Source organism: Acinetobacter sp. P1332, assembly GCF_044057475.1.
Taxonomy (GTDB): Bacteria; Pseudomonadota; Gammaproteobacteria; order Pseudomonadales; family Moraxellaceae; genus Acinetobacter; species Acinetobacter johnsonii.
Window position 1 is genome coordinate 54,195 of record NZ_CP171159.1, and the last position, 23,004, is coordinate 77,198.

At 37.4% G+C, this 23,004-nt stretch carries 23 protein-coding genes and 1 pseudogene; 16 read left to right on the top strand and 8 right to left on the bottom strand.

Annotation, left to right across the window (positions count from 1 at the left end; translation table 11 throughout):
• Positions 1–20: 20 nt before the first annotated feature.
• Together ACFN7Z_RS19210 and ACFN7Z_RS19215 are read right to left on the bottom strand one after the other, a co-directional pair.
• On the bottom strand, positions 21–317 hold the full coding sequence (locus tag ACFN7Z_RS19210; RefSeq protein ID WP_004981674.1) for a hypothetical protein: 297 nt from the start codon (positions 315–317) through the stop codon (positions 21–23).
• Between the two features lie 68 nt (positions 318–385).
• The gene (locus tag ACFN7Z_RS19215; RefSeq protein ID WP_171498546.1) at positions 386–547 is read right to left on the bottom strand and encodes a hypothetical protein; all 162 of its coding nucleotides are present in this window, start codon (positions 545–547) and stop codon (positions 386–388) included.
• A gap of 691 nt (positions 548–1,238) precedes the next feature.
• On the opposite strand from ACFN7Z_RS19215, the gene ACFN7Z_RS19220 reads away from it, so the two are divergent.
• Positions 1,239–2,645 carry an iron-containing redox enzyme family protein gene (locus ACFN7Z_RS19220; RefSeq protein ID WP_242760563.1) on the top strand — a complete coding sequence of 469 codons (1,407 nt, stop codon included), beginning with the start codon at positions 1,239–1,241 and terminating at the stop codon, positions 2,643–2,645.
• Positions 2,646–2,845: 200 nt separating this feature from the next.
• On the opposite strand, the gene ACFN7Z_RS19225 is transcribed toward ACFN7Z_RS19220, so the two are convergent.
• Positions 2,846–3,079, bottom strand: a complete 234-nt coding sequence (locus ACFN7Z_RS19225) for a DUF2171 domain-containing protein (protein WP_004772208.1) — start codon at positions 3,077–3,079, stop codon at positions 2,846–2,848.
• Between the two features lie 264 nt (positions 3,080–3,343).
• On the opposite strand from ACFN7Z_RS19225, the gene ACFN7Z_RS19230 reads away from it, so the two are divergent.
• The 5 genes from ACFN7Z_RS19230 to ACFN7Z_RS19250 all read left to right on the top strand — a co-directional run bounded on the left by ACFN7Z_RS19230 (position 3,344) and on the right by ACFN7Z_RS19250 (position 7,928).
• Positions 3,344–4,357 carry an acyl-CoA/acyl-ACP dehydrogenase gene (locus ACFN7Z_RS19230; RefSeq protein ID WP_151732052.1) on the top strand — a complete coding sequence of 338 codons (1,014 nt, stop codon included), beginning with the start codon at positions 3,344–3,346 and terminating at the stop codon, positions 4,355–4,357.
• Entirely contained in the window at positions 4,345–5,121 is a 777-nt protein-coding gene (locus ACFN7Z_RS19235; protein ID WP_151732053.1) for a PIG-L deacetylase family protein, read from the top strand. Before ACFN7Z_RS19230 ends, ACFN7Z_RS19235 begins: the two co-directional genes overlap by 13 nt.
• Complete coding sequence (locus ACFN7Z_RS19240; RefSeq protein ID WP_087014570.1) at positions 5,114–5,713, top strand: bifunctional 2-polyprenyl-6-hydroxyphenol methylase/3-demethylubiquinol 3-O-methyltransferase UbiG; 600 nt, start codon at positions 5,114–5,116, stop codon at positions 5,711–5,713. Before ACFN7Z_RS19235 ends, ACFN7Z_RS19240 begins: the two co-directional genes overlap by 8 nt.
• A complete protein-coding gene (locus tag ACFN7Z_RS19245) occupies positions 5,710–6,354 on the top strand; it encodes a glycosyltransferase family 2 protein (RefSeq protein ID WP_087014568.1) in 645 nt (214 codons plus the stop codon). The genes ACFN7Z_RS19240 and ACFN7Z_RS19245 overlap by 4 nt, the downstream gene beginning before the upstream one ends.
• A gap of 383 nt (positions 6,355–6,737) precedes the next feature.
• On the top strand, positions 6,738–7,928 hold the full coding sequence (locus ACFN7Z_RS19250; protein ID WP_151732051.1) for an MFS transporter: 1,191 nt from the start codon (positions 6,738–6,740) through the stop codon (positions 7,926–7,928).
• Positions 7,929–7,991: 63 nt separating this feature from the next.
• On the opposite strand, the gene ACFN7Z_RS19255 is transcribed toward ACFN7Z_RS19250, so the two are convergent.
• Positions 7,992–9,428 carry a trehalose-6-phosphate synthase gene (locus tag ACFN7Z_RS19255; protein ID WP_151732050.1) on the bottom strand — a complete coding sequence of 479 codons (1,437 nt, stop codon included), beginning with the start codon at positions 9,426–9,428 and terminating at the stop codon, positions 7,992–7,994.
• Positions 9,416–10,270: a trehalose-phosphatase gene (gene otsB, locus ACFN7Z_RS19260; RefSeq protein WP_151837440.1), complete on the bottom strand. Its 855-nt coding sequence runs from the start codon at positions 10,268–10,270 to the stop codon at positions 9,416–9,418. Before otsB ends, ACFN7Z_RS19255 begins: the two co-directional genes overlap by 13 nt.
• A gap of 261 nt (positions 10,271–10,531) precedes the next feature.
• Between otsB and ACFN7Z_RS19265 the strand changes: the two are divergent.
• Positions 10,532–10,636, top strand: a pseudogene (locus ACFN7Z_RS19265) (IS5/IS1182 family transposase); the annotation flags it as partial.
• A gap of 78 nt (positions 10,637–10,714) precedes the next feature.
• On the opposite strand, the gene xseB reads toward ACFN7Z_RS19265, so the two are convergent.
• The gene (xseB, locus tag ACFN7Z_RS19270) at positions 10,715–10,909 is read right to left on the bottom strand and encodes an exodeoxyribonuclease VII small subunit (protein ID WP_078424972.1); all 195 of its coding nucleotides are present in this window, start codon (positions 10,907–10,909) and stop codon (positions 10,715–10,717) included.
• Positions 10,902–12,164 carry an exodeoxyribonuclease VII large subunit gene (gene xseA / locus ACFN7Z_RS19275; RefSeq protein WP_151732056.1) on the bottom strand — a complete coding sequence of 421 codons (1,263 nt, stop codon included), beginning with the start codon at positions 12,162–12,164 and terminating at the stop codon, positions 10,902–10,904. Before xseA ends, xseB begins: the two co-directional genes overlap by 8 nt.
• Before the next feature lie 241 nt (positions 12,165–12,405).
• Between xseA and ACFN7Z_RS19280 the strand changes: the two genes are divergently transcribed.
• From ACFN7Z_RS19280 to ACFN7Z_RS19315, 8 genes are all read left to right on the top strand, one after another.
• Positions 12,406–13,338 (top strand): IS5 family transposase, encoded by a 933-nt coding sequence (locus ACFN7Z_RS19280; protein WP_114392660.1) that lies wholly within the window; start codon positions 12,406–12,408, stop codon positions 13,336–13,338.
• A 436-nt stretch (positions 13,339–13,774) separates the two neighbouring features.
• On the top strand, positions 13,775–14,002 hold the full coding sequence (locus ACFN7Z_RS19285; RefSeq protein WP_004984985.1) for a hypothetical protein: 228 nt from the start codon (positions 13,775–13,777) through the stop codon (positions 14,000–14,002).
• A 94-nt stretch (positions 14,003–14,096) separates the two neighbouring features.
• Positions 14,097–14,366: a hypothetical protein gene (locus tag ACFN7Z_RS19290; RefSeq protein WP_087014563.1), complete on the top strand. Its 270-nt coding sequence runs from the start codon at positions 14,097–14,099 to the stop codon at positions 14,364–14,366.
• Positions 14,367–14,867: 501 nt separating this feature from the next.
• The gene (locus ACFN7Z_RS19295; protein WP_087014561.1) at positions 14,868–15,077 is read left to right on the top strand and encodes an acyl-CoA thioesterase; all 210 of its coding nucleotides are present in this window, start codon (positions 14,868–14,870) and stop codon (positions 15,075–15,077) included.
• A gap of 545 nt (positions 15,078–15,622) precedes the next feature.
• Positions 15,623–15,979: a hypothetical protein gene (locus ACFN7Z_RS19300; protein WP_005327575.1), complete on the top strand. Its 357-nt coding sequence runs from the start codon at positions 15,623–15,625 to the stop codon at positions 15,977–15,979.
• A 166-nt stretch (positions 15,980–16,145) separates the two neighbouring features.
• A complete protein-coding gene (locus ACFN7Z_RS19305; RefSeq protein ID WP_005332155.1) occupies positions 16,146–16,304 on the top strand; it encodes a hypothetical protein in 159 nt (52 codons plus the stop codon).
• 42 nt (positions 16,305–16,346) lie between these two features.
• A complete protein-coding gene (locus ACFN7Z_RS19310) occupies positions 16,347–19,013 on the top strand; it encodes an excinuclease ABC subunit UvrA (RefSeq protein WP_152630443.1) in 2,667 nt (888 codons plus the stop codon).
• 166 nt (positions 19,014–19,179) lie between these two features.
• Positions 19,180–20,112: an IS5 family transposase gene (locus ACFN7Z_RS19315; protein ID WP_395442710.1), complete on the top strand. Its 933-nt coding sequence runs from the start codon at positions 19,180–19,182 to the stop codon at positions 20,110–20,112.
• Between the two features lie 133 nt (positions 20,113–20,245).
• Here ACFN7Z_RS19315 and ACFN7Z_RS19320 read toward each other — a convergent pair whose 3' ends face one another.
• A complete protein-coding gene (locus ACFN7Z_RS19320) occupies positions 20,246–21,409 on the bottom strand; it encodes a zinc-dependent alcohol dehydrogenase (RefSeq protein WP_005104957.1) in 1,164 nt (387 codons plus the stop codon).
• A 403-nt stretch (positions 21,410–21,812) separates the two neighbouring features.
• On the opposite strand from ACFN7Z_RS19320, the gene ACFN7Z_RS19325 reads away from it, so the two are divergent.
• Positions 21,813–22,745, top strand: a complete 933-nt coding sequence (locus tag ACFN7Z_RS19325; protein WP_151732017.1) for an IS5 family transposase — start codon at positions 21,813–21,815, stop codon at positions 22,743–22,745.
• Positions 22,746–23,004: the final 259 nt, after the last annotated feature.

The window sequence follows — 23,004 nt, forward strand, 5'->3', positions numbered from 1 at the left end:
CTCATTATCATTATATTGGCTTACATTTTGTCCCATGCATCTTTAATCGCATGTTTAGCTTGTTCCCACTTTAAGCGTGATTCAGCCTTTAGTTCTTCCCATTTTACTTTCAAATCACTTTCGGAATCTTCAAATCGTGCATCAGTACCACGCTCATTACGGGCATGCTGACCTAGTTCATAGGCTGAACGAAGATCACGGTCATAATCCACATCAGGAAGTTCTCTTTGGATATCGCCGTAATATGGGCGGTTTGAATAATCTGTACGCCAATCATGCTTGATTGGGTTTTCGTCTTGATGGTCATTGATAGTCATAATGAACTCCAACTCTATTAAACTAATGAAAGAATTCTAGTATTTTTGCTTTATTATTAACCTAACTACTATTTTCGCTGTTGGTTTTGCTTGTCATCTTGCTGGTTTTGCTGACGTTGCTTGTCGCCCTGCTGATTTTGCTGACTTTGCTTGTCGTCCTGCTGGTTTTGCTTGTCATCTTGCTGTTTTTCCTGACGTTGATTAGCATTCTGCTGATTTTGATTAGTCATTTTATTGAACCTCCTAAGATTAGAATTAATCTACATTAACTAATTGGTAGATGTATTATTAATATCATAATTGCATTGTTGTGGAACCTTAAAGGTGTTACATTTTATTTTTTTGTTAAGTTTTGTTTTATTTGGAGTGTTTGGTATTGATAATTAATAAATATATATATTTTATTTATTAAAAATAGTTAACATTAATATTTTTATTAATTTTTAAAGACATTAACACATAGATAAAAACTAATATTTAATTTTTTGATTCGTTAATCGTTTTATAAGGGGGGAATTTTTTATAGTATATTACATAGACAAATGTGCCAAAAAATGTTTTTCTTGGCTTTAGATCCAAGTTTATTAATCAAGCCTGCATTCCTTATATAAGAATTTGATTTAATAGGTTTTTATTTTTCACATTAGTGTTGAGGTTATTTTTTATTACTCTAGACAGTACTTTCTGATTGATTTATTTTGAATATTTATTAATTAAAATTTAGAAATGATGTTATGGGTATCACACATATTAAAATTTTACTTATTTTTAAAAATTATAAATATTTAATTAAGGTGTTGAATTGTGTTGTTAAATAAATTATTACGTTACATTTATTAACGTTTCTTTTCAATTTTGTTAATTAATTGATTGTAAGAGTCAATTATGTTGGTATAAGTTATTTACCGCGAGAGAATTATCATGCCTACTGCAGTAAAAGAGAGAGTTTTAAATTTAATAACAGATGCCCATCAGAAATATTTTGAAATAACACAATTTTTCTTAGATCAATCAGTGTCGCGTTCTGCAAAAGAGTTGAAAGCTTTTCATTTCCTAGAAAACGAAATACATCATTTGGATAGTGATTTCTCTGATTTTCCTACTAATGTTGATCAATTGGCAGTCTGGATGCAGCAACAAAATAAAACACAATGCTTGCATTACAAAGAGTACTTAGAAAGGCGCGAAAATGGGGGTGCTAGGGAGTATTTTGGAACTACAAGTAAAGCTTATGAATTTTTATACAAAGTAGCACCGACCAAACGTGTAGACGGGGCTTGGCTTTATAGCTTTACACAGTACTGGAATGATCCAGCTTTTAGAGACTTTATACAGATATATGTTGAGGAGTTGGGGTTAGGTTCCAGTCAAAGTAACCATGTAAAACTTTTCAATAAATTACTTCTATCACTTGGTCTTCATCAATTTTCAATGAATTTGCCTGATGAATATTATCACCAGTCAGCAATACAATTGGCTTTAGCTTATGCTCCATCAGATTTTATACCCGAGATTGCAGGTTTTAATTTTGGATACGAACAACTACCACTTCATTTACTGATTACAAATTATGAACTTAAAGAGTTAGGTATTGATTCCAAATATTTTAACCTACACATTACAATTGATAACTTTGATAATGGACATGCTCAATTAGCTACAAATGCGATTAAATGTTTAGCCAAACGCTACCCAAATCAATCCGAATTTATTCGTAAATTAAAGATAGGCTTTTTATTGAATAATCGGGGAGTTAGCTCAGTTCAAATAATAAAGAACCTAAATACTGAGCGAGTGGTTCTGGACATTTTCAAGAGCAAAGCTTTGGTTGGAAAGCACATGCATAATGAGAAATGCAAGTTTAATAATAAGTCTGTAAATTCATGGCTATCAGAAGAAGATCAGGTTGAGGAATTCATTATTGAGCTAATAAAAATAGGATGGATTAAGCTTAACGAAGATCCGGAACATAGCCGATTTTGGAAGCTGATCAATGAAGAAGATGGGAAAATGTTTGGAGTTTTCTCTGCTGCAGAAAAAACTTTTATTTATGATTGGATTGCTGGTGCTAATTTAAGTAGACGCATTAATCCAGTAAATTCAGAATATATAAAAAACTTTATAGAACTAAATGATTTTAGTTATTTGTCAGAAAAAGAATTATCGCTGTTACAGCAGCAAATTCAGATATCTACAAATACTGGGCATAAACTTAGTAAGTTGATGCCATATTTAGCTCCACATCAACATCACCAAGAGATTGGTTTATGGGCTACGCAAAAAGTGGTCGAGTATATTTTCCCATTTTTAGGCAGTAATTTTAAATAAGAGTAGGCTAACTTGTTAATTTATAGAGAATAGATGTAGTCTATGACAAATAGATTGCATCTCGCTATTTTTTACATGTATGAAATGAAACACCTATGATTCAAACAGGCATTGCGAAGGATTAGGGCTTTTTTGAAATTACTTACAAAGAAATAAAGAGTACGATCAAAGTCTAGCCGTACTCTTTATTTTACGATAATTTAAATAGCTTGCCATTGTTGCTTAACTTCTTCTGAATTTTTAATCAGAACTACTTTGTCATCTTTGACCTCACCAATCCATGCCGTTGGGATCAGATGATGCTGATCATTTTCATCACGCGTCAGTTTGAGTTGGCTATCACCTTCGAGATGATCAACTGTTCCGACTTTGGTACCACAAGAAGCAATTACATCTGAATGTTTTTTAATATCTTGAATATTTAAAGTACTCATTTCTTAAACCTCTTTTATAAACATTACAACACAGAAGCCTTTAAGCTACTGCTTATTTCCTCATAATTGTTGGATTTTAAATAATCCTTACATGATGATTTTATAGATTCACTTAAACATACTATTTAGTTAACAATGAAACAAAACGAAATAAATAGTTAAATAAGTATGAATAATTATCTTTTCATTACAATTTATCTATTTAACTAAACGGATTGTTTCAATTATTATTTAAATAAACTCATTTGAATTAACATTTTAAGAATGAATAGCAAAATATTTATAAAAGGCTCAACTTTAGACATATTAAATCGCTTTGAGCAGTACTCAGCTGAAGAAAAATTAAGTCAACGTCCAATTGTGTTGAAACAGTTGATTCATTCTGTTGGACGATTGCCTGAACCTGCTTCGGGACAAACCTATCAACGCTGGCAAATTTTTGCTCAGATAGCTGGCTTTGACCTAAGTTTAGCCAAGCTTTTTGAGTCCCATTTTGATGCTTTAAGTATTTTGCATGAACTCGGTTATCAACATGAAATCGATGAGGAGACATGGGCTGTTTGGGCTGCCGATGGTGGACCCGTGCCGTTACAGGTCGAAAATGGGCTTTGTCATGGAATTAAGCCGTGGTGTTCAGGCGCTGAATTTATTCATAAAGCATTAATCAGTTTTAAAGATCAACAGGGGCAATCTCAGCTCTGCATTATTGACCTCAACCAATCCTTGATCACCATTGATCTGGCTCACTGGCAAGCTATAGGCATGCAGGGAACACAGACCGCAAGAGTCAATTTTCAGGAGATAGCAGTCAAACTCATTGGTCATCCCAATGATTACCTTGATCGGGTTGGTTTTTGGCATGGTGCTGCGGGTGTTGCAGCTTGCTGGTACGGTGCCGCGGTGCGGTTAGTGGATGAGCTACAACAAAGTTGCCTTAAAACCCCTAATCCTTTTAAGAAAATGTATTTAGGTCAGTTGGCAACTCGACTTGCTGTAACCCGACAATATTTCCAATATATCGCGCAACTGATTGATAGCCAACCCAAGCTTAGCCATGAACGGGATGTACGGATCTTGCGTGCGCAGGCAGAACAAAGCTGTTTGGAGGTTATTGAAGGGGTAGGAAAAGCGCTTGGAGCAAGGCCTTTTTGTGAACAAGCAACTTTTGCCAGCCTAATGGCTGATTTACCTGTATTTATTCGGCAAAGTCATGCGGCATTCGATGATGAGCAAATTGCTGAACGATGTTTACAGGAGCAAATATCATGGCAGCTCTAAAACATCCTTTAGTCGAAGATCGTATTATTGAAGGGCAAGGGACCTCCCGAGAACAATGGCTGCATGCATTTGAGCAGCAGCCGCTTTCTCTACTCAATTTTAAAAAATTTCAATCTAAAAGAATCTTGATTGTCGCACCCCATCCAGATGATGAGATACTGGGGTGTGGCGGCTTGATGCAACAATTAATTATGTTGAATTGTCAGTTAGTGATCGTTGCCGTCAGTAATGGGACACAAAGCCATCCACATTCAACCAAATACAGCCCAGATCAATTAGATCAAATTCGCCCACAAGAAAGCTTGGCGGCTTTACAGTGTCTAGATATTTCTGAATATGTTCAACGTATTGCATTAAATTTACTAGACGGGCAGATTCATTTGCACAGGGAACATCTGTGGCAAGAATTAGACAAGTTGGTTAAAGCGGAAGATATTTTAATTTGTAGCTATGCACAGGATGGGCATCCAGATCATGAAGCGGTAGGAAAAACTGTACAGGCATTTGCTCTAGCTCATGACATGTCATATTTACACGTGCTGATCTGGGCTTGGCATTGGGCGCGACCACTAGATCCGCGTATCAACTGGCAAAAGGCTAGAGCTTATAACTTAACTCAGGCCCAATTAATCAAAAAACGTCAGGCCATCATGCAGTTTAAGAGTCAGATTGAAACTGATGAAAGTACAGGCAATGCTGCGATTTTATCTCCAGCAATCATCGAACGTTTGTTAATGCCTTGGGAGGTTTATCTTTGTGAATGATTCTAGTCAATATTTCGAAGCCTTATATCATCACAATAATGACCCTTGGGGCTATGATTTACATTGGTATGAAGCTCGTAAAAGGCAGATTTGTTTGGCATTGCTTACTCAACAGCGTTATTCATCAGTGTTGGAAATCGGCTGTTCCAATGGCCATTTAAGTGTACATTTAGCCAAACGCGCTGATCAGCTTTTATGTCTAGATTTTTCTGAACATGCTGTTCATTGGGCCGCTAAACGTTTACAGAATTTGAAGCATGTGAGCGTTCAACACCACAAAATTCCTGAATATTTTCCTGAACAGAAATTTGATCTGATTGTCATCAGTGAAGTGGCCTATTACTTATCACGCACTGAACTGCATGAACTGATCGATCAGCTCAAAAACAGTTTAACGCCACAAGGTGAAATCCTGTGTTGTCACTGGCGTTACGCCATTCAGGATTTTGAACTAGATGCTTCTCAAGTCCATCATCATTTAAAACAATCTTTGTTGTTCACTCATTATTTAAGTCTGAATGATCCAGATTTCATCATTGATATCTGGACGGTAAATCCTTCATCTTTGGCAAAACAACAGGGCTTAATATGAAAATAGGTATTGTTATCCCAGCCCATAATGAAGAACAGAATTTATCCGCTTGTTTGCAGTCAATTGAACTAGCTATACAGTATATAGGTCACGGTCAGGTCAAGATTTTAGTGGTTTTAGACAGTTGTACTGACCAGTCCCTCATGATTGTAAAGTCACATCAGATGAACTGGATTGAATGTAATTTTGCTTGTGTGGGCAAGGCCAGAGACCTTGGCATTAGGCAGCTAATCGATCAAGGTGTTACATGGGTTGCTTGCACGGATGCTGATACAATTGTAGATCCAGATTGGTTACTATGCCAAATGCGACATCAGCCAACAGATGCCATTTGTGGAATCGTTATACTGGATGATCTTAGCCACTTATCAATACAACAACAGCAAAAATATCTGACGCATTATCAGGACATGATGGATCATCAACATATACATGGGGCGAATTTAAGCTTTAGTGCCGAAGCCTATATTCAGGCAGGAGGCTTTGAACCTATTCCTTGTCATGAGGATGTCTCATTAATTGAAAAATTTATTAAGCAATGTTGCAAAATCACTTGGAGTAATTTGGTTCGGGTCACCACTAGCAGTCGATTAAATGGACGTGCACCTGAAGGTTTATCGTACTTTTTAAAACATTTATAAAATTGACCTAATCCGAGAGAGAAAGTTAATCCACAGCTTTAGCGGGTGACATATATTATTCAGCTTTATAAATGAGCTATTTAATTCTGTCATCCTTACAAAATTTAAGTAAATTCATATCTTTGCCTAATAAGATTGAAAAGCTAAGAGGAAAAAGTGTTAAAAATAAATGCTTTAATTTTATTTGAATAAAAAATAATAAGTTGTTGATATATATAGATTTAATTTTTGTAAAAAATACTGTTTCTAGCTTGGTTTTGTGTATAATTTCGTCATAAAAGCCTCTGTGGATTTATAGAACTTCTCTATAGATTAGCAGGGGTTTTTCTATGGTGATTTATCCGAGATGGACGCTCTGAGTTAATTTGTGTGGATGGTATTAAATGATCCTTTTTTCCAGAACTGCTCTTATTGATCCTGAAATTCAATTAAGTGCTCAACGTCTTTCAACTCGTTTTAGCTTTTTCGGTCTGGGTTTCGCCACGGCTGCATGGGCGCCGCTGATTCCTTTTGCCCAGCAACGTTTGCATTTTAATCATGCCGATTTTGGTTTGTTGCTATTATGCGGCGGCTTAGGTGCAATGCTAGCTATGCCTGCAACAGGTAAAATTGTTCAGCGTATTGGTTGTCGTGTGCCGATCGGTTTCGCTTTACTTTTGCTTGCCGTTTTATTGCCAAGCCTAAGCTTATTGAACACGCCGTTAATGATGGCGATCACCTTATTCTTATTTGGTACAGCAGCAGGAAGTCTGGGCGTTGCTCTCAATATTCAGGCCGTAGTGGTTGAGAAAAATAGCTTAAAATCATTGATGTCTGGCTTTCATGGTATGGCGAGTCTAGGCGGATTAGCTGGGGTACTGACGATTACTGCATTGCTTGCTTTAAGTATTTCGTCTGTTATGAGCGCATTTGCTGTGAGTTTACTGTTGGTAATTATTATTTTTCTTTCAGTGCCATACAGCATAAAATCTGTAGAAAACACCAGTCTTGAAGCATCCTCGAAAGTGAAAAACTCGATACGCCAGCGCCTGCCACAACCTTTGATTATATTAATTGGTATTGCCTGCTTCATCATTTTCATGACGGAAGGCGCTGCGATGGACTGGAGTGGTATTTATTTAACGCAACAATATGGAGTTAATACCGCTTTTGCGGGATTGGCGTATACCTTCTTCGCGATTGCCATGACCACAGGACGTTTTACGGGCCATTATCTGATCCGTTATTTTGGTGAAAAAAAGCTTTTAACCTATAGCGCGATTTGTGCAACTTTAGGTTTAGCTTTGGTCAGTATCGCGCCTCATTGGTGGCTGGTTTTAGTGGGTTATACACTGGTTGGGACAGGTTGTTCTAACATCGTCCCGATCATGTTTTCCCGTGCTGGACGTCAGACGGTGATGCCGAGCGCAGTTGCACTGTCCTGTGTTTCGACTTTGGCTTATACAGGTATTCTGGTTGGACCTGCTTTCATTGGAATGATTGGTGAGCTGATTGGTCTAAAGACAGTATTTATGGCGTTATCTGGTCTATTATTATTGATTGTGGCTTTAAATCGGTTTACTTATGTGAAATAAGCATCATAGTAAATTGAACTGGCAATACTGGATATTATTGCCAGTTCCTTACAAATCGAAGTACTATAAATTTTGATAAATAGGGTTAACGTTACGCATTCCCAGGAATCTGAAATCCTGCATAGCGGTTTTGTTCTGTAAGTCGTTAAGAAATGCATTGCGCCAGTCATTAATATCAAAATTTTTTAAACCTTTCATTAGTTGTTTGTAGCGTGAAATACGTTCATGTCGTGGCATTTCCAGTGCTTTTTTTAAGGCATTGACCATCGCCATTTTGTCGGTGGGATCAACCAGAAGTGCTTCTGACATATGCTCTGCAGCACCTGCATATTTGGATAGAATAAGTACACCAGGATTGGATGGATTTTGCGCGGCAATATATTCTTTCGCGACCAGATTCATCCCGTCTCGTATTGAACTGATCCAGCACACATCGGCTTGACGATAGATTTGCATCAAATGATGATGTTTTATTGCATCATAAATACATTCCACGGGTTGCCACTCTTCCTGTGCAAATTCCTGATTAATCATCTCGATCTTAATCTTGAAACGCTCAAATAAACGTTGATAAGCTGGAACTTCCAAACGACATGGGCAAGCAATTTGTAAATGTTGAATATGCTGCTGATACTCAGGATATTTCTCTAAGAACTCTGCATAGGACAAAAAGCGTTCCAGTAAACCTTTTGAATAATCAATCCGATCTACGCCGATAATAGTTTTTGCAGCATTCAGCTCTACTGGACGGGTAAGGAAGTCTTGTACATCAATAAACTTATGGGCCGCTTTTTGAATCGCTGTTGGATTTACACCAATTGGGTAGCATTTAATTATGGTTAAACGTTGATGGTAGCTTAACAAAGTTTGTTGAATTTTCTGTGCGTTCAATAAAGATGTGCATACTTGCATACACACTTTTTGATCTTTATCTGTTTGTAGCCCCACCACATCGTATTGGCATAGATCCTCAATCAATTGTTGAGCACATGGAATTTTTTGCCAGATAAATAAAGGTGCAAAAGGAATGTGCAGGAAAAATCCAATTTTATTCTGCATACCGAGTTCACGGCAATATTTCGCCACACTTAAAAAATGATAATCATGAACCCAAATGGTATCGTCTGGATCTGCAATTTCGGCAAGTTTTTGAGCGAATAAAGAATTTACTTTTTGATATCCTTCGTATTCTGATGTTTTAAACTCAATCAGGTCTGAACGATAATGCATGGCAGGCCAAAGTGAATTATTGGCAAACCCTGCATAATAATCTGAATATTGAGAATTTGTTAAAGGGCAGGTGACGTATTCAACTTTATCCTTCCGAAGAATATTAAAATGTACTTCCTCTTGCTTATGAACTCGTTCGCCATTCCATCCGAGCCATATACCACCAATATCATCTAATGCATCTTGTATAGCGACTGCAAGCCCACCTGCTGTAGTTTTTTGCCCATTGGGAATACTGACTCGATTCGATAAAATAATTAATTTAGACATGTTTTCTCTCCATCTAAGTTGTTGTTACCCTTAACATTATGGTCATAGTTTCGAATGTGTTCTAAAAATAATTCCAAAAAATTATGTACTTGCTTTGTGTCTTTAAGCTGGTATTTGGCATAGGTAAGCCCTTGACCGACTTTGATTGAGATGCCATCTTCCACCTGATTCACAAAATAAAAACCATCTTCGTCCGTGACGTCATCGCCAATGAAAATTGGTGTGTAAACCTCATACTGGTTTAAATGAGCTAAAACTTCCTTGATTGCTAAGCCTTTATTGGCTTGAGCGGGTATTAATTCATAAACGAATTTCCCTTGAATTAATCTTAGGTTGGGGAATACCTTTTGACCTTCTAATATTATTTTTTTTGCTATATCTTCTAGCTCTGGAGCTTTCCTATAATGCAATGCAATTGATGATTTCTTGTTTTCAATCAGTAAACTCGGATAGGCGATACATGCTCGAGCTAAAATTTTGTAAATATTTGAAATTTCTAAGAAACTCTTTGGTGTATGTAATTTTTTTTCATTTCCTATATATATTTCTAATCCATGCAATGCGGCAATTGGAAGATCAATGGATTCAAATAATTTACGTGCAGAATCAATATCTCGTCCAGTCACAGCTATAACAGGAATCTTCTTTGAAATAATTTGTCTTAAAATATTTAAAGTCTTAGTCGGAATATAACTATCGATAGGATTTAATTGAAAATCAGATAAAGTGCCATCTATATCTAAAAATAGACATGGCTTATTGTAATTTGAGCTAAGCTTATCTCTTAATAAAGAGTTCAAGTATTCTAATTGTGAAATTGATTTATCTATTATGTCTCTCAATTTTTAATATCTCATATTGCGATTATATTTTATTATAGATCGATATTTTTTTTATAATACTTAAGTTGTCAATAAGCAAACACAAGCAGAACGTAATTTACATTATTAATGCTTATAATACATCGTAAACCTTTCTTACATGTTTAATAAGAATTCATTTTTTTATATTTATTATGGCTTTGTTACACAAAGATGTATAAGTTGAAGTCGCTTTATTGCATAAATTTCTTCTTGAATATTTTTCAACAATATAAATTCCAAATGAAGAAGCCTGTACCTAAAATCTATCGTACAGTGAATTGGTCCACCAATAACCGAGCTTTAATAAATCGAGGAAATATCTCGATTGGTTTTGATCTTACAACTTAATGGTAGACTCCTCCCAAAGGCAAACATGGTTGAAATTAAACTTATTCGAACACATCCATCCAAATTATTAACTTATTATTCCTTAAATGTCTCATTCAAAGCTTGTTGTACAGCATCAACACGTGTTTTACAGGCTTTGTATGCCACCATAGACTCTTCAACGATTTTCATTAAATTGTCGATGTCTGGCTCTTCGTGTGACTCCAATAGCTCGGCATTCTTTTTAAGGACTCCATAACCTTCCTTGAAAGAGAGTTCTTTTTTACTCATTACCAATTACCTTCGTTACATTTGCTTGAATGGTACCATCCTGTAATTCGACCTGGATGTTATCACCTGAAATCTGTTGAATAGAGCGAATAGCTTTCCCTTCACTACGAACTATTCCATAGCCTTTAGCCATCACGTTTCGCGGATTCTGGATTAGGGTTTCACGCATCAGCGATTCGACTTGATTCGTTGCCAGTTTGATCTGTTGCTGGGCTAAGTAATGTAGGGTGCTTCGCATCAAATCTACGCTCTTATTTGCTTCATTAATTTGCCCATGCGCAAGCGTCTTAATCACTCTCATGTATTGATCATTTTGGCTTTGGTACGTCGTGATTTGATGTTGGGATAATAGCTTAATGGTTTGGAATGAATCTAAGACACCCTGAGTCCGTTCAGCGATAAGATTACGAATACCACCAATTACCTTACTTGGTGTGTCAAATGAACGGTTTGCAACTTCATCCAATATCGTACGGTCTTTCTCGTGACCAATACCGACCCAAATCGGAACGGTTCGTTTGGCCAACAATGCTGCCAGTTCGAAATCATTTAAATAGGCAAGGTCGTTCACAGCACCGCCACCACGGATAATCACGATGAGATCGGGTGGCGTATTGAAATCAGTAGCCCATTGTCTCAGACCATTACTTAGAGAAGTGATGATACTCTGTGCTGCCGTGTTCCCTTGAAATGTGGCTGAATAGTATTTGAAATGACATACACCAGATTTTTCTAAAGCATCAGCATCTTTTTTGAAGTCACCTAAACCTGCCGCATTCTCAGGAGCAATTACCAGGACATTCTGAATATCAAACGGAGTAGGAATGAGCTTATTTTTATTTAACAGACCTTCAGTGGTTAGTCTTTCTAATATTTGTTGATAACGCCGTGCAATGTCTCCAAGGGTATAGCTTGAATCAATATCTTCAACATTAACTGAAAAGCCATACTGTGGATCAAACTTGGCTCTGACTTTTACCAGGACATTTAAATCTTTTGAAAGCTCTACACCGCTTTCCCTTTCAAACTTAAGCACCATTTTCTGAGCTGTAAATTTCCAGATGGTTCCTTTACAACTCGCTATAACTTTGTCGGTACTTTCATCCTTTTCAGCTAACTCAAGATAGTAATGTCCGCCCTTAATATTTAGATTACGGATCTCAGCTTTCACCCATACAGGCTCATTGAAAGTAATTTGAATTACTTCCTGTACGGTTGATAGATAATCACTGAGAGAAAACTGAGGTTCAGACATTAGATCAATTATTTGAAGTGCTTAGATGAATAGTATTAAAGCAAAGCCAGAAGTGCAAATTGAGAATATGCTCACTTGACCCTGATCAAGGTATATGGCATATTTCTGCTATAGTGGACGTACATATGGAAATTCACTTAATTACCGTAAAAAGCTCATCATTTGATGGGCTTTTTTTGTTGCTAGAGGCTTTGTTGCACAAACCTATCTGTAAAGGGTTTTTCAGCGATATAATTTTCAAATGAAGAAGCCTACACACAAAATCTACCGCACAACCAATTGGCCCGCATATAACCGAGCACTCATGAGTCGCGGAAATATTGCCATTTGGTTTGATCCTGCTACGCAATGGTATGCGCCATCAAAAGGCAAACAAGGGCGAAATCAAACCTACTCCGACGCAGCCATCCAATGCTGCTTAATGATTAAATCCTTATTCCGTCTGTCTTTACGTATGGTCACTGGCTTTGTGCAAAGTCTGATTAAACTTTGCGGATTAAATTGGATAGCTCCAGATTACACCACGCTTTGTAGAAGACAAAAGCATATTGATATTGTAATCAGCTACCAAAAAAGTAGCGATGGGCTGCATCTACTCATGGACTCTACAGGCATGAAGTTTCTAGGTGAGGGCGAATGGAAACGCAAGAAACATGGACCTGAATATCGTCGCCAATGGCGTAAACTTCATATTGGTATAGATGCTAAAACCCTACAAATACGAGCAGTTCAGCTTACAACCAATAATGTCAGTGATTCACAGGTGCTTGGTGATTTACTTAATCAGATTCCACAAGATGAGCGGATTGACTCTGTTTATACCGATGGAGCTTATGACACCAAGCAATGCCGTCAGGTCATTGCAGATCGGCAAGGGCATGCGGTGATTCCACCTAGAAAAAATGCGAAACAATGGAAAGATACAAAGAGTAGCTCGCTAGAGCGAAATGAATTACTTCGAACAATTAAACGTTTAGGCAGGACACTATGGAAAAAATGGTCAGGCTATCATCGGCGAAGTTTGGTTGAAACTAAGATGCATTGCATCAAATTATTAGGAGATAAACTCAGTGCAAGGAGTTTTGATAGCCAAGTGAATGAAATCCATGCACGTGTAGCAGTCCTTAACAGATTTACGGAATTAGGTCGACCACTTACCCAAGTTACGCCTTAAATTTGGCTCAATTAGGGGCGCTTTGCATTTCCAATCTTTGTGCAACAAAGCCGTTGCTAGATAATTTGGAATAAAATGTGAATGAGGTCTCAATATAAACCAAGTATATTAGTTGGTATTAAGTTCTCCATGATAGTTAATATCAGTTTATACCTGCACCTTCCCCAAGTTGCAGGTTTTTTTTCTTCATTTTTTATTCGATTAATGATTTAATTATTTTGTTGTAAATAAAAACAACGATTCCTTGTTTCGGCGCAAAAGACCAAGGGGAAAGCCTTACAGAAATGTAGGGCTTTTTTAATAGGAGCTTAACTTAAATCGTATTGGTATAAATTTTAATTTTTTATCAGATGCTTAGTCGATAAAGTGCGTTCAAATAATTGCGCTTTTTTGTTGTGATATATTTTAATCATTACTTACAACAAGAAGAATAGAAATGAATATTTATATCGGTGGTGATTTAGATGGCAGGGTAATAGTGCTTGATAAACCATGTTTTAATGCTAAAAAAGTAAACAAGACAAAAGCAGCAAACTACATTAAGCAAATGTATGTCATACATGGTGACGTCTATTATTTTTGGCGTGATGCTGAGCTTAAATTATTGGAAGTTACTCAACGTATAGAGATCTTACTGGCAAAGACTAAGCGAAAATCTATTTAACTGTCCCTGATAGTAAGTTTTTTATTGTCTTTATCCGTAAAAGAAATTAGTTTAAATTGAACCAATTGTTAAAATAATTATGAGAACGGAAAAAATGAATAGAAAATTTGAACTACATGTGATTAGCCAGATCTATGACTTTTTAGTTGAGAGAGAGGGTTTTACCTCACTAAACCTTGATCGGAAGGTTACGGAGTTTTTTCGAGAAGTACATGTAGGGCAAGAAGAAGATTTTACAATTCTTGAATCAAATAAAATCTCAGGAAACTTTGGTGAAGTTTCCTACATCAATTTATTGAATGTTCCGCATTTCAACGATAAAGATAAATTTCTGAGATGGGCCCATAAAGCTTTAAATCTATAAGTTGTAATAATTCAGTGTAATCTGAGAGGAATTGTTTCATTATTTAATAAATTCAATTACATAAATAATAATGTGGTTACATTATGAACAGTAATTCATCAGAAGGCGGTTAGATAGATACAAATCAGAGTGATATGTTTGAATCAAAAGTTCTACATGGATGGAATTAAAGATGAAATTATTAACTTTGGTGAGCATAGGTGCGGTAGCAAGTTTCTGTTTATTGTCAAAGCGTCACACTACTGAAAATTCATTTCATTCAAACTTCGATAAAGTTGTTCGAAATGCTGTCTTACAGGGATTCATATAAATATAGATGCCTAAGATATATAGCTTTTAAGTAGTTAAAGGAGGAATAAGATGATCAGATTATTAATGTGTATATTTGGCCTTCATGGTGCTAGAGAGATTGATTACACCAATGACCAAAAAGAAATTTGTGTATGCCGAGAGTGCTTGAAGAAAGTCAAGAGTCCTCATGATTAGGTATAATTTCTTTTTATGAAAAGACAGTCTAAAAAATCTGAGCATATAACCTCAAATTGGACAACCGAGCAAGATAGTTTCTTAATTGAAAATAGTGTTATGGGGATTGAGAAGCTTATCAATCATCTGCCTTTTACTGAAGATGAAATTATTAAGCGTAAAGAGGTACTAGGTCTCACTAGAAGACATAGACAGATGCGTAAATTTTTAAGCAATCCATCTTAAGAGAGTTCTAAGCCTCTATTTTTTTAAAACGGATCAGACATAAAAGACCCCGTTCGATATCTATTATTCGCGGAGGTTTTTTTCTCTTATGGATGTTGTTATACAACTTTATACACTTAATTAACGTCACAGTTACTTTTATAAAATCTCTTACAAGTCAATCCCTAAAATTTGTGATAATCGTTTGCATTTAGAGTCAAATGCCTTCTTAATGATTAGAGGATTAAATAGAACAATTGAAGGAGATGGATATGACCTCGCAAGAAGTACTCGTATTTTCAGCCTCAGCATTTGGTCTCACATTACTCATTTATGAGTTTGGACAGATGTCCATGATGTTTAGTTAAACCACCTTCGGGTGGTTTTTTATTGCAAGATATAACTACATCACAATATGGATAGAATATGTAAACTGGTTAAATTTTAGTGTAATTATGAATTTACAATATTTACTGGAAGTTTCGTTTACGTAACAAACGAGTAATTAATTATTGATTATTTATTCACATAATAGTTTAGGTATGATTTATATAAAGGAAATTATCATGCCACAATATCTAGCTCTGGCTGAAAAAGTCATAAAAGACATTAAGGAAGAGGTTGGTATTGAAAGGGATCAAAAAGGCCTTTTCACATTGATAATCCTCAAAGTTAGAGAGTATACCCACTCAAGTAATTTAAAAGTTGATCATGAAATTTGTGCGACCATTTTTGATGATGAGAATAAAATTGAGGGTATTAAAAGGTTGGATTTAACCCTAATTCCTCGAATCTCAAATGAAGATGAGTTTCTGTTATGGTTAGCAGGTTTCATACAACATATTACTATTGATGAGAGTAAGAAAGACCAGATTCCTCTATCCATTGTTATGAAACAAAGGGCTTTGTTGCACAAAGATTAGAGCTCCTTAATTGATTCAAATTTAGGATAAAATTTTAATAATTCATTGTTTTTATAGAACCTCTTTGCTTGTTGATCTGAAATCACTTATCGGCAGTAATTTTGTATTATAAGCCTCATTAGGATAAACAGAGTTAATCAACTCATCCAATAAAGAGGTACTTCACATGGATGAAGCTACAATCAAAAGTATGACAGCTGAATTAGCTAAAGGTTTAAAAACTCCTGAAGATTTAAACCAAATGACAGCCATATTTAAATGTATTAGTTTAGCAATGAATTGTTTTACGATTCAGTTCGATGATCGATTAAAAGATCATATATAAAAAATGGGACTTACACAAAATAATTTACAGGCTCGTAGAAACATGAAAATACATTCTTTTGGTGAACACAATAACATTACTTTATCTAATAATTGTATTGAAGTTCGAGGTGCACGTGAGCATAACCTTAAGGATGTAGATGTTTCTATCCCAAGAAATGCACTTGTTGTTTTCTCAGGTGTATCGGGTTCAGGAAAATCATCACTTGCTTTTGGAACTATTTTTGCTGAAGCACAAAGAAGATATTTCGAATCTGTTGCACCTTATGCAAGACGCTTAATAGATCAGGCCGGAGTACCAGATGTTGATGCTATTGATGGTCTACCACCAGCAGTAGCATTGCAACAACAACGTGGTGCAAGTAATACCCGTTCTTCTGTTGGAAGTGTAACAACTTTATCAAGTCTCGTGCGAATGATTTATTCGCGTGCTGGTGCATATCCTGCCGATCAGCCAATGTTATATGCCGAGGACTTTTCACCGAACACTCCTCAAGGTGCTTGTCCTACATGTCATGGTTTAGGTCACATTTATGAAGTTACAGAATCGACAATGGTTCCTGACCCAACACTCAGTATTCGTGAGAGAGCTATCGCATCATGGCCACCTGCTTGGCACGGGCAAAACTTACGCGATATCCTAGTAACCCTAGGATATGATGTTGATCGACCATGGAAAGATTTACCGCAATCGGATAGAGACTGGATTTTATTTACTGAAGAAACCCCAACAGTTCCTGTCTATGCTGGTTTAAGCCCCGCTGAGACTCAATCTGCACTTAAACGTAAACTAGAACCCAGCTATATGGGCACTTTCACTGGTGCTCGTCGCTATGTCCTTCATACTTTTGCTAATACCCAAAGTACGTTGATGAAAAAACGTGTTTCACGTTTTATGGAAGGTAAATTGTGTCCATCCTGCCATGGCAAACGCCTTAAGCCAGAAGCCTTATCTATTACCTTTGCAGGAGTAGATATTGGTGAGTTTATGCAACTTTCTTTGGATAAATTAACTTGTTTGCTTGAACCTATAGTTCTTGGCGATTTCGACGCTCATGATGCTGGAGAAAAGACTAATAATAAAGTAACCCAACTTGATAGAGCTGAACGAGCAACAACAGGTAGAGCAGTGCATTCTGTATCTCCAGATGTAAGACGTACGTCAGCACTTTCAGATGAAAAGAAAATTGCTGCTCAGCGTTTAGCAAGTGGTGTAATGGGCCGTTTAAATCAATTACGCCAGTTAGGTCTTGGTTATCTAACATTAGATAGAGCCACGCCAACTCTTTCAGCGGGAGAGTTGCAACGTTTGCGTTTAGCAACACAATTAAGTTCTATGCTATTTGGTGTAGTTTACGTACTGGATGAACCGTCTGCTGGATTACATCCTTCAGATAGTCAGTCATTATATGATTCTCTCGATAAATTAAGAGACGCTGGAAACTCCGTATTTGTTGTAGAGCATGATTTAGAGCTCATGCGTCGTGCTCAATGGTTAGTGGATGTTGGACCAGATGCAGGAGAGCAAGGTGGTAATATTTTATATAGTGGAGTACCTCAGGGTTTAAGTGAGATTTCAGCTTCACGTACTGCAAGTTATTTATTTAATAAAATCCCAGTTACTCAAAGTTATGGACGTACACCCTCTGGTTGGCTTGAACTTAACAATATTTACCGACATAACCTGCATAATATTGATGCTCGTATACCTCTTGGTGTACTTACAGCAGTTACAGGTATTTCAGGTTCAGGTAAATCTAGTCTCGTTTCTCAAGCTTTACCCGAGTTAGTACTTTCATATTTAGGCAATGAATCTGAAACTGAAAACAATAATGAAAATAATCCTTTAAATGAAGGAATGTTGGTTACCGAGGTTACACAGGGTTCTCTGGCTGGTGATGTGGAGGCTATACAGCGTCTGGTACAGGTTGATCAAAAACCAATTGGCCGTACTCCACGTTCTAATCTGGCAACTTATACGGGTTTATTTGATCATGTTAGAAAGTTATTTGCTGGGACTCCTGAAGCTCGCCAAGCTCATTATGATGCTGGACGTTTTTCGTTTAATGTGGCTAAAGGGCGATGTGAAACTTGTGAAGGTGAAGGCTTTGTCAGTGTAGAATTATTGTTTATGCCAAGTGTATATGCCCCTTGTCCGACATGTCATGGTGCTCGATATAATGATGACACTCTGAAAATTCGCTGGAATGGACGTAATATTGCTGAAGTATTAGGAATGACCGTCAATGAAGCACGTGATTTTTTTGATGGAGAGGTCTCGATTGCTCGTTCACTACAATTATTAAAGGAAATTGGCCTTGGTTATTTACGTTTAGGGCAACCAGCGACTGAACTATCTGGTGGAGAAGCGCAACGTATTAAATTGGCGACCGAGCTGCAACGCAATCAGCGTGGAAATACACTGTATATACTTGATGAGCCAACTACAGGTTTGCATCCATCAGATGTAGATCGATTGTTAGTTCAATTGCAGCGATTAGTCGATGCGGGTAATACCGTGGTTATGATTGAGCATGATATGCGTGCCGTTGCACAAGCAGATTGGGTGATTGATGTGGGACCAGGTGCTGGAAATGCTGGTGGGAATATTGTTGTGGCAGGAACACCAAAACAAATAACAGAAAATCAAGATAGCCGTACTGCTCCATATTTAGTTAATGAGTTAGTGAGTCGTGATACTAAACTTTGATATTGCGAGTGGGTAGAATAAAACCTTAAATTAAAAGCCTGTAAAATCAATCAGATATTTTTTGTTTTAGGTGGTGTGTGAGCATGAAATCTAAAAGTTTTTTTCAACTAAGGGCTTTGTTGCACAAACCTATCTGTAAAGGGTTTTTCAGCGATATAATTTTCAAATGAAGAAGCCTACACACAAAATCTACCGCACAACCAATTGGCCCGCATATAACCGAGCACTCATGAGTCGCGGAAATATTGCCATTTGGTTTGATCCTGCTACGCAATGGTATGCTCCATCAAAAGGCAAACAAGGACGAAATCAAACCTACTCCGATGCAGCTATCCAATGCTGCTTAATGATTAAATCCTTATTCCGCCTATCTTTAGATATGGTCACTGGCTTTGTGCAAAGTCTGATTAAACTTTGCGGATTAAATTGGATAGCTCCAGATTACACCACGCTTTGTAGAAGACAAAAGCATATTGATATTGCAATCAGCTACCAAAAAAGTAGCGATGGGCTGCATCTACTCATGGACTCTACAGGCATGAAGTTTCTAGGTGAGAGCGAATGGAAACGCAAGAAACATGGACCTGAATATCGTCGCCAATGGCGTAAACTTCATATTGGCATAGATTCTAAAACCCTACAAATACGAGCAGTTCAGCTTACAACCAATAATGTCAGTAATTCACAGGTGCTTGGTGATTTACTTAATCAGATTCCACAAGATGAGCGGATTGACTCTGTTTATACCGATGGAGCTTATGACACCAAGCAATGCCGTCAGGTCATTGCAGATCGGCAAGCGCATGCGGTGATTCCACCTAGAAAAAATGCGAAACCATGGAAAGATACAAAGAGTAGCTCGCTAGAGCGAAATGAATTACTTCGAACAGTTAAGCGTTTAGGCAGGACACTATGGAAAAAATGGTCAGGCTATCATCGGCGAAGTTTGGTTGAAACTAAGATGAACTGCATTAAATTATTAGGAGATAAACTCAGTGCAAGGAGTTTTGATAGCCAAGTGAATGAGATCCATGCACGTGTAGCAGTCCTTAACAGATTTACGGAATTAGGTCGACCACTTACCCAAGTTACGCCTTAAATTTGGCTCAATTAGGGGCGCTTTGCATTTCAAATCTTTGTGCAACAAAGCCCTTAAAAACAAGAAAAAGAGGATTGATAAAATGATGATAAAAAATAAAAAAGCGCCTGACGGCGCTTTCCTTTAATCATATTTATGGCGTCAGAATCACTTTACGACAATCTTCTTCTTTTTTATCAAAAATACGGTAACCTTCCGCAGCATCTTCCAGTTTCATGCGATGGGTAATAATCAGATCTGGAGACAGATCTCCATTTTCAATATGTTCTAGCAACTGCGGCAAGTAATTATGCACATGAGTTTGTCCCATTTTAAAGGTTAAACCTTTGTCAAAGGCATCACCAAACAGGAAGCCATGAATTGGACCGGCATAAACTCCAGGTACACTCACCACACCGCCGCGGCGGACCGCTGCAATACATTGTCTTAACGCTGAACCACTCGAACCTTCTAATTTCAGGTTAGTCATTACGGTTTCCAGCATGCTGCCTTTGGCTTCAAAACCGACCGCATCAATGACGGCATCGACTCCACGATAACCCGTGGTATTTTGAATGATAAATTCAGCGGCATCGACTTCATCAAAATTGACCGGAATCACCCCATAGGTTTGATGTGCGAAACTCAGACGATAAGGATGGTGATCGACCATAAAAATCTGCTCGGCACCGAGCATCCGTGCACAGGCAGCAGCCAGCAGACCAACTGGGCCAGCACCATAAATCGCCACACTGGAACCTCGACCAACTTGGGCATTGTTCACTGCTTGCCAGGCGGTTGGTAGAATATCGGTCAGGAATAATACTTTTTCATCAGGCAGGGAGCCTGGTACTTTAAATGGTCCGACATTGCCCTTGGGGATCCGCACATATTCAGCTTGACCACCTGGTATACCACCATATAGATGGCTAAAGCCAAATAAAGCTGCCCCTGGTGGAATCTGTTTTTTATTGAGAATTGCACCACGGCCGGTATTGGTATTTTCACAGGCAGCCATTAGTTCATGTTCACAGAAAAAACAGTGACCACATGCAATCACGAAAGGAATAATTACCCGGTCGCCTTTTTTGACTTCTGTGACTTCAGGGCCGACTTCTTCTACAATTCCCATAAATTCATGGCCGAAAATATCGCCATCTTCAGTGGCCGGAATTTTACCCCGGTATAGGTGCAGATCTGAGCCACAGATGGCGGTGGCTGTCACCCTTAAAATAACGTCATCTGGTTCCTGAATCACTGGATCTGGAACAGATTCAACTCGTACATCCCGAGCACCATGATAGGTAAGAGCACGCATGCGGATTTCCTCTTTCTAGTTCAACATTAAACAGACTCGTAGCAAGGCTGCCAAGAATTAAAAAACACTTGTATTAGAGCCTTAGGATGAAACGGCACGCTGTAAATTAATGTATGAAATAAGGTATTCAACTGTTTAAAAAATAAACTTATATAGGGTTTACGTAATTCGTGACCTTATGTGTCGAATGAATAGAAAAGAACAGAATTAAAGAAAAATCTAGTAATTTCTATAACTTATAGATTATTAATTCTGTGCTATCTATTATTTTTAGAAATAAATGTCCCTAACATAATCATAGAGGTACTAACTCCCCCTATTACTAAACTCATGAGTATTATTTCTATACGGCTTTGTTGCACAAAGCTGTTCTTAAGGACTCCTTCGGCAATATAATTTCCAAATGAAGAAACCTACACACAAAATCTACCGCACAACCAATTGGCCCGCATATAACCGAGCTCTCATTAATCGTGGGAATATTGCCATTTGGTTCGATCCAAAAACACAATGGTATGCAGAACCTCAAGGCAAACAAGGTCGAAGTCAAACCTACTCCGACATAGCGATTCAATGCTGTTTGATGATTAAATCTCTATTTAGACTCACTTTACGCATGGTTACTGGTTTTGTTCAAAGCTTAATTAAACTTTGCGGATTAGATTGGACAGCACCAGACTTCACGACGCTTTGTAGAAGACAAAAGTATATTGATATTCAAATTAGCTACCAGAAAAGTCGTGATGGGTTACACCTACTCGTCGACTCTACGGGTTTAAAATTTTTAGGTGAAGGCGAATGGAAGCGTAAGAAGCATCAGCCTGAATACCGTCGGCAATGGCGTAAACTGCATATTGGTATAGATGCTGAAACACTGCAAATACGTGCCGTTCAGCTTACGACAAATAATGTCAGTGATTCACAAGTACTTGGTGATTTACTCGATCAGATTCCTCAAGATGAGCATATTGACTCCGTTTATACCGATGGTGCTTATGACACAAAGCGGTGTCGCCAGTTGATCACAGATCGAAATGCCCATGCGATTATTCCACCCAGAAAAAATGCGAAGCCTTGGAAAGGTACAAAAGTTCATTCGCTAGAGCGAAATGAATTACTTCGCACTGTTAAACGTTTAGGCAGGACACTATGGAAAAAATGGTCGGGCTACCATCAGCGAAGTCTGGTAGAAACCAAGATGCACTGCATCAAATTATTAGGCGATAAGCTCAGAGCCCGGAATTTTGATAGCCAAGTCAACGAGATGCATGCACGTGTGGCCATCTTAAATAAGTTTACGGAGCTCGGCCGACCCCACACCCAAGTTGTCACTTAAATTTGAGATGCTTAGAGAACTCTATCTTTAAGAGCTTTATGCAACAAAGCCTACTTAAACAACAAAATGACGATAATAATTAGGTAATCCTCCAATAAATAACCGAAGTTAAAAGTTAAAAATAAAATCCCCCCCTTATTATATTTTTAATTAATGAATTTTTAATTTTCTTTAATAACACATCAAAATAAAGCACCTGTTTGCTCCGACATTAATAATTCTGAAGTTCTTTTAATTCTGATTCCAATGCTACTATCCG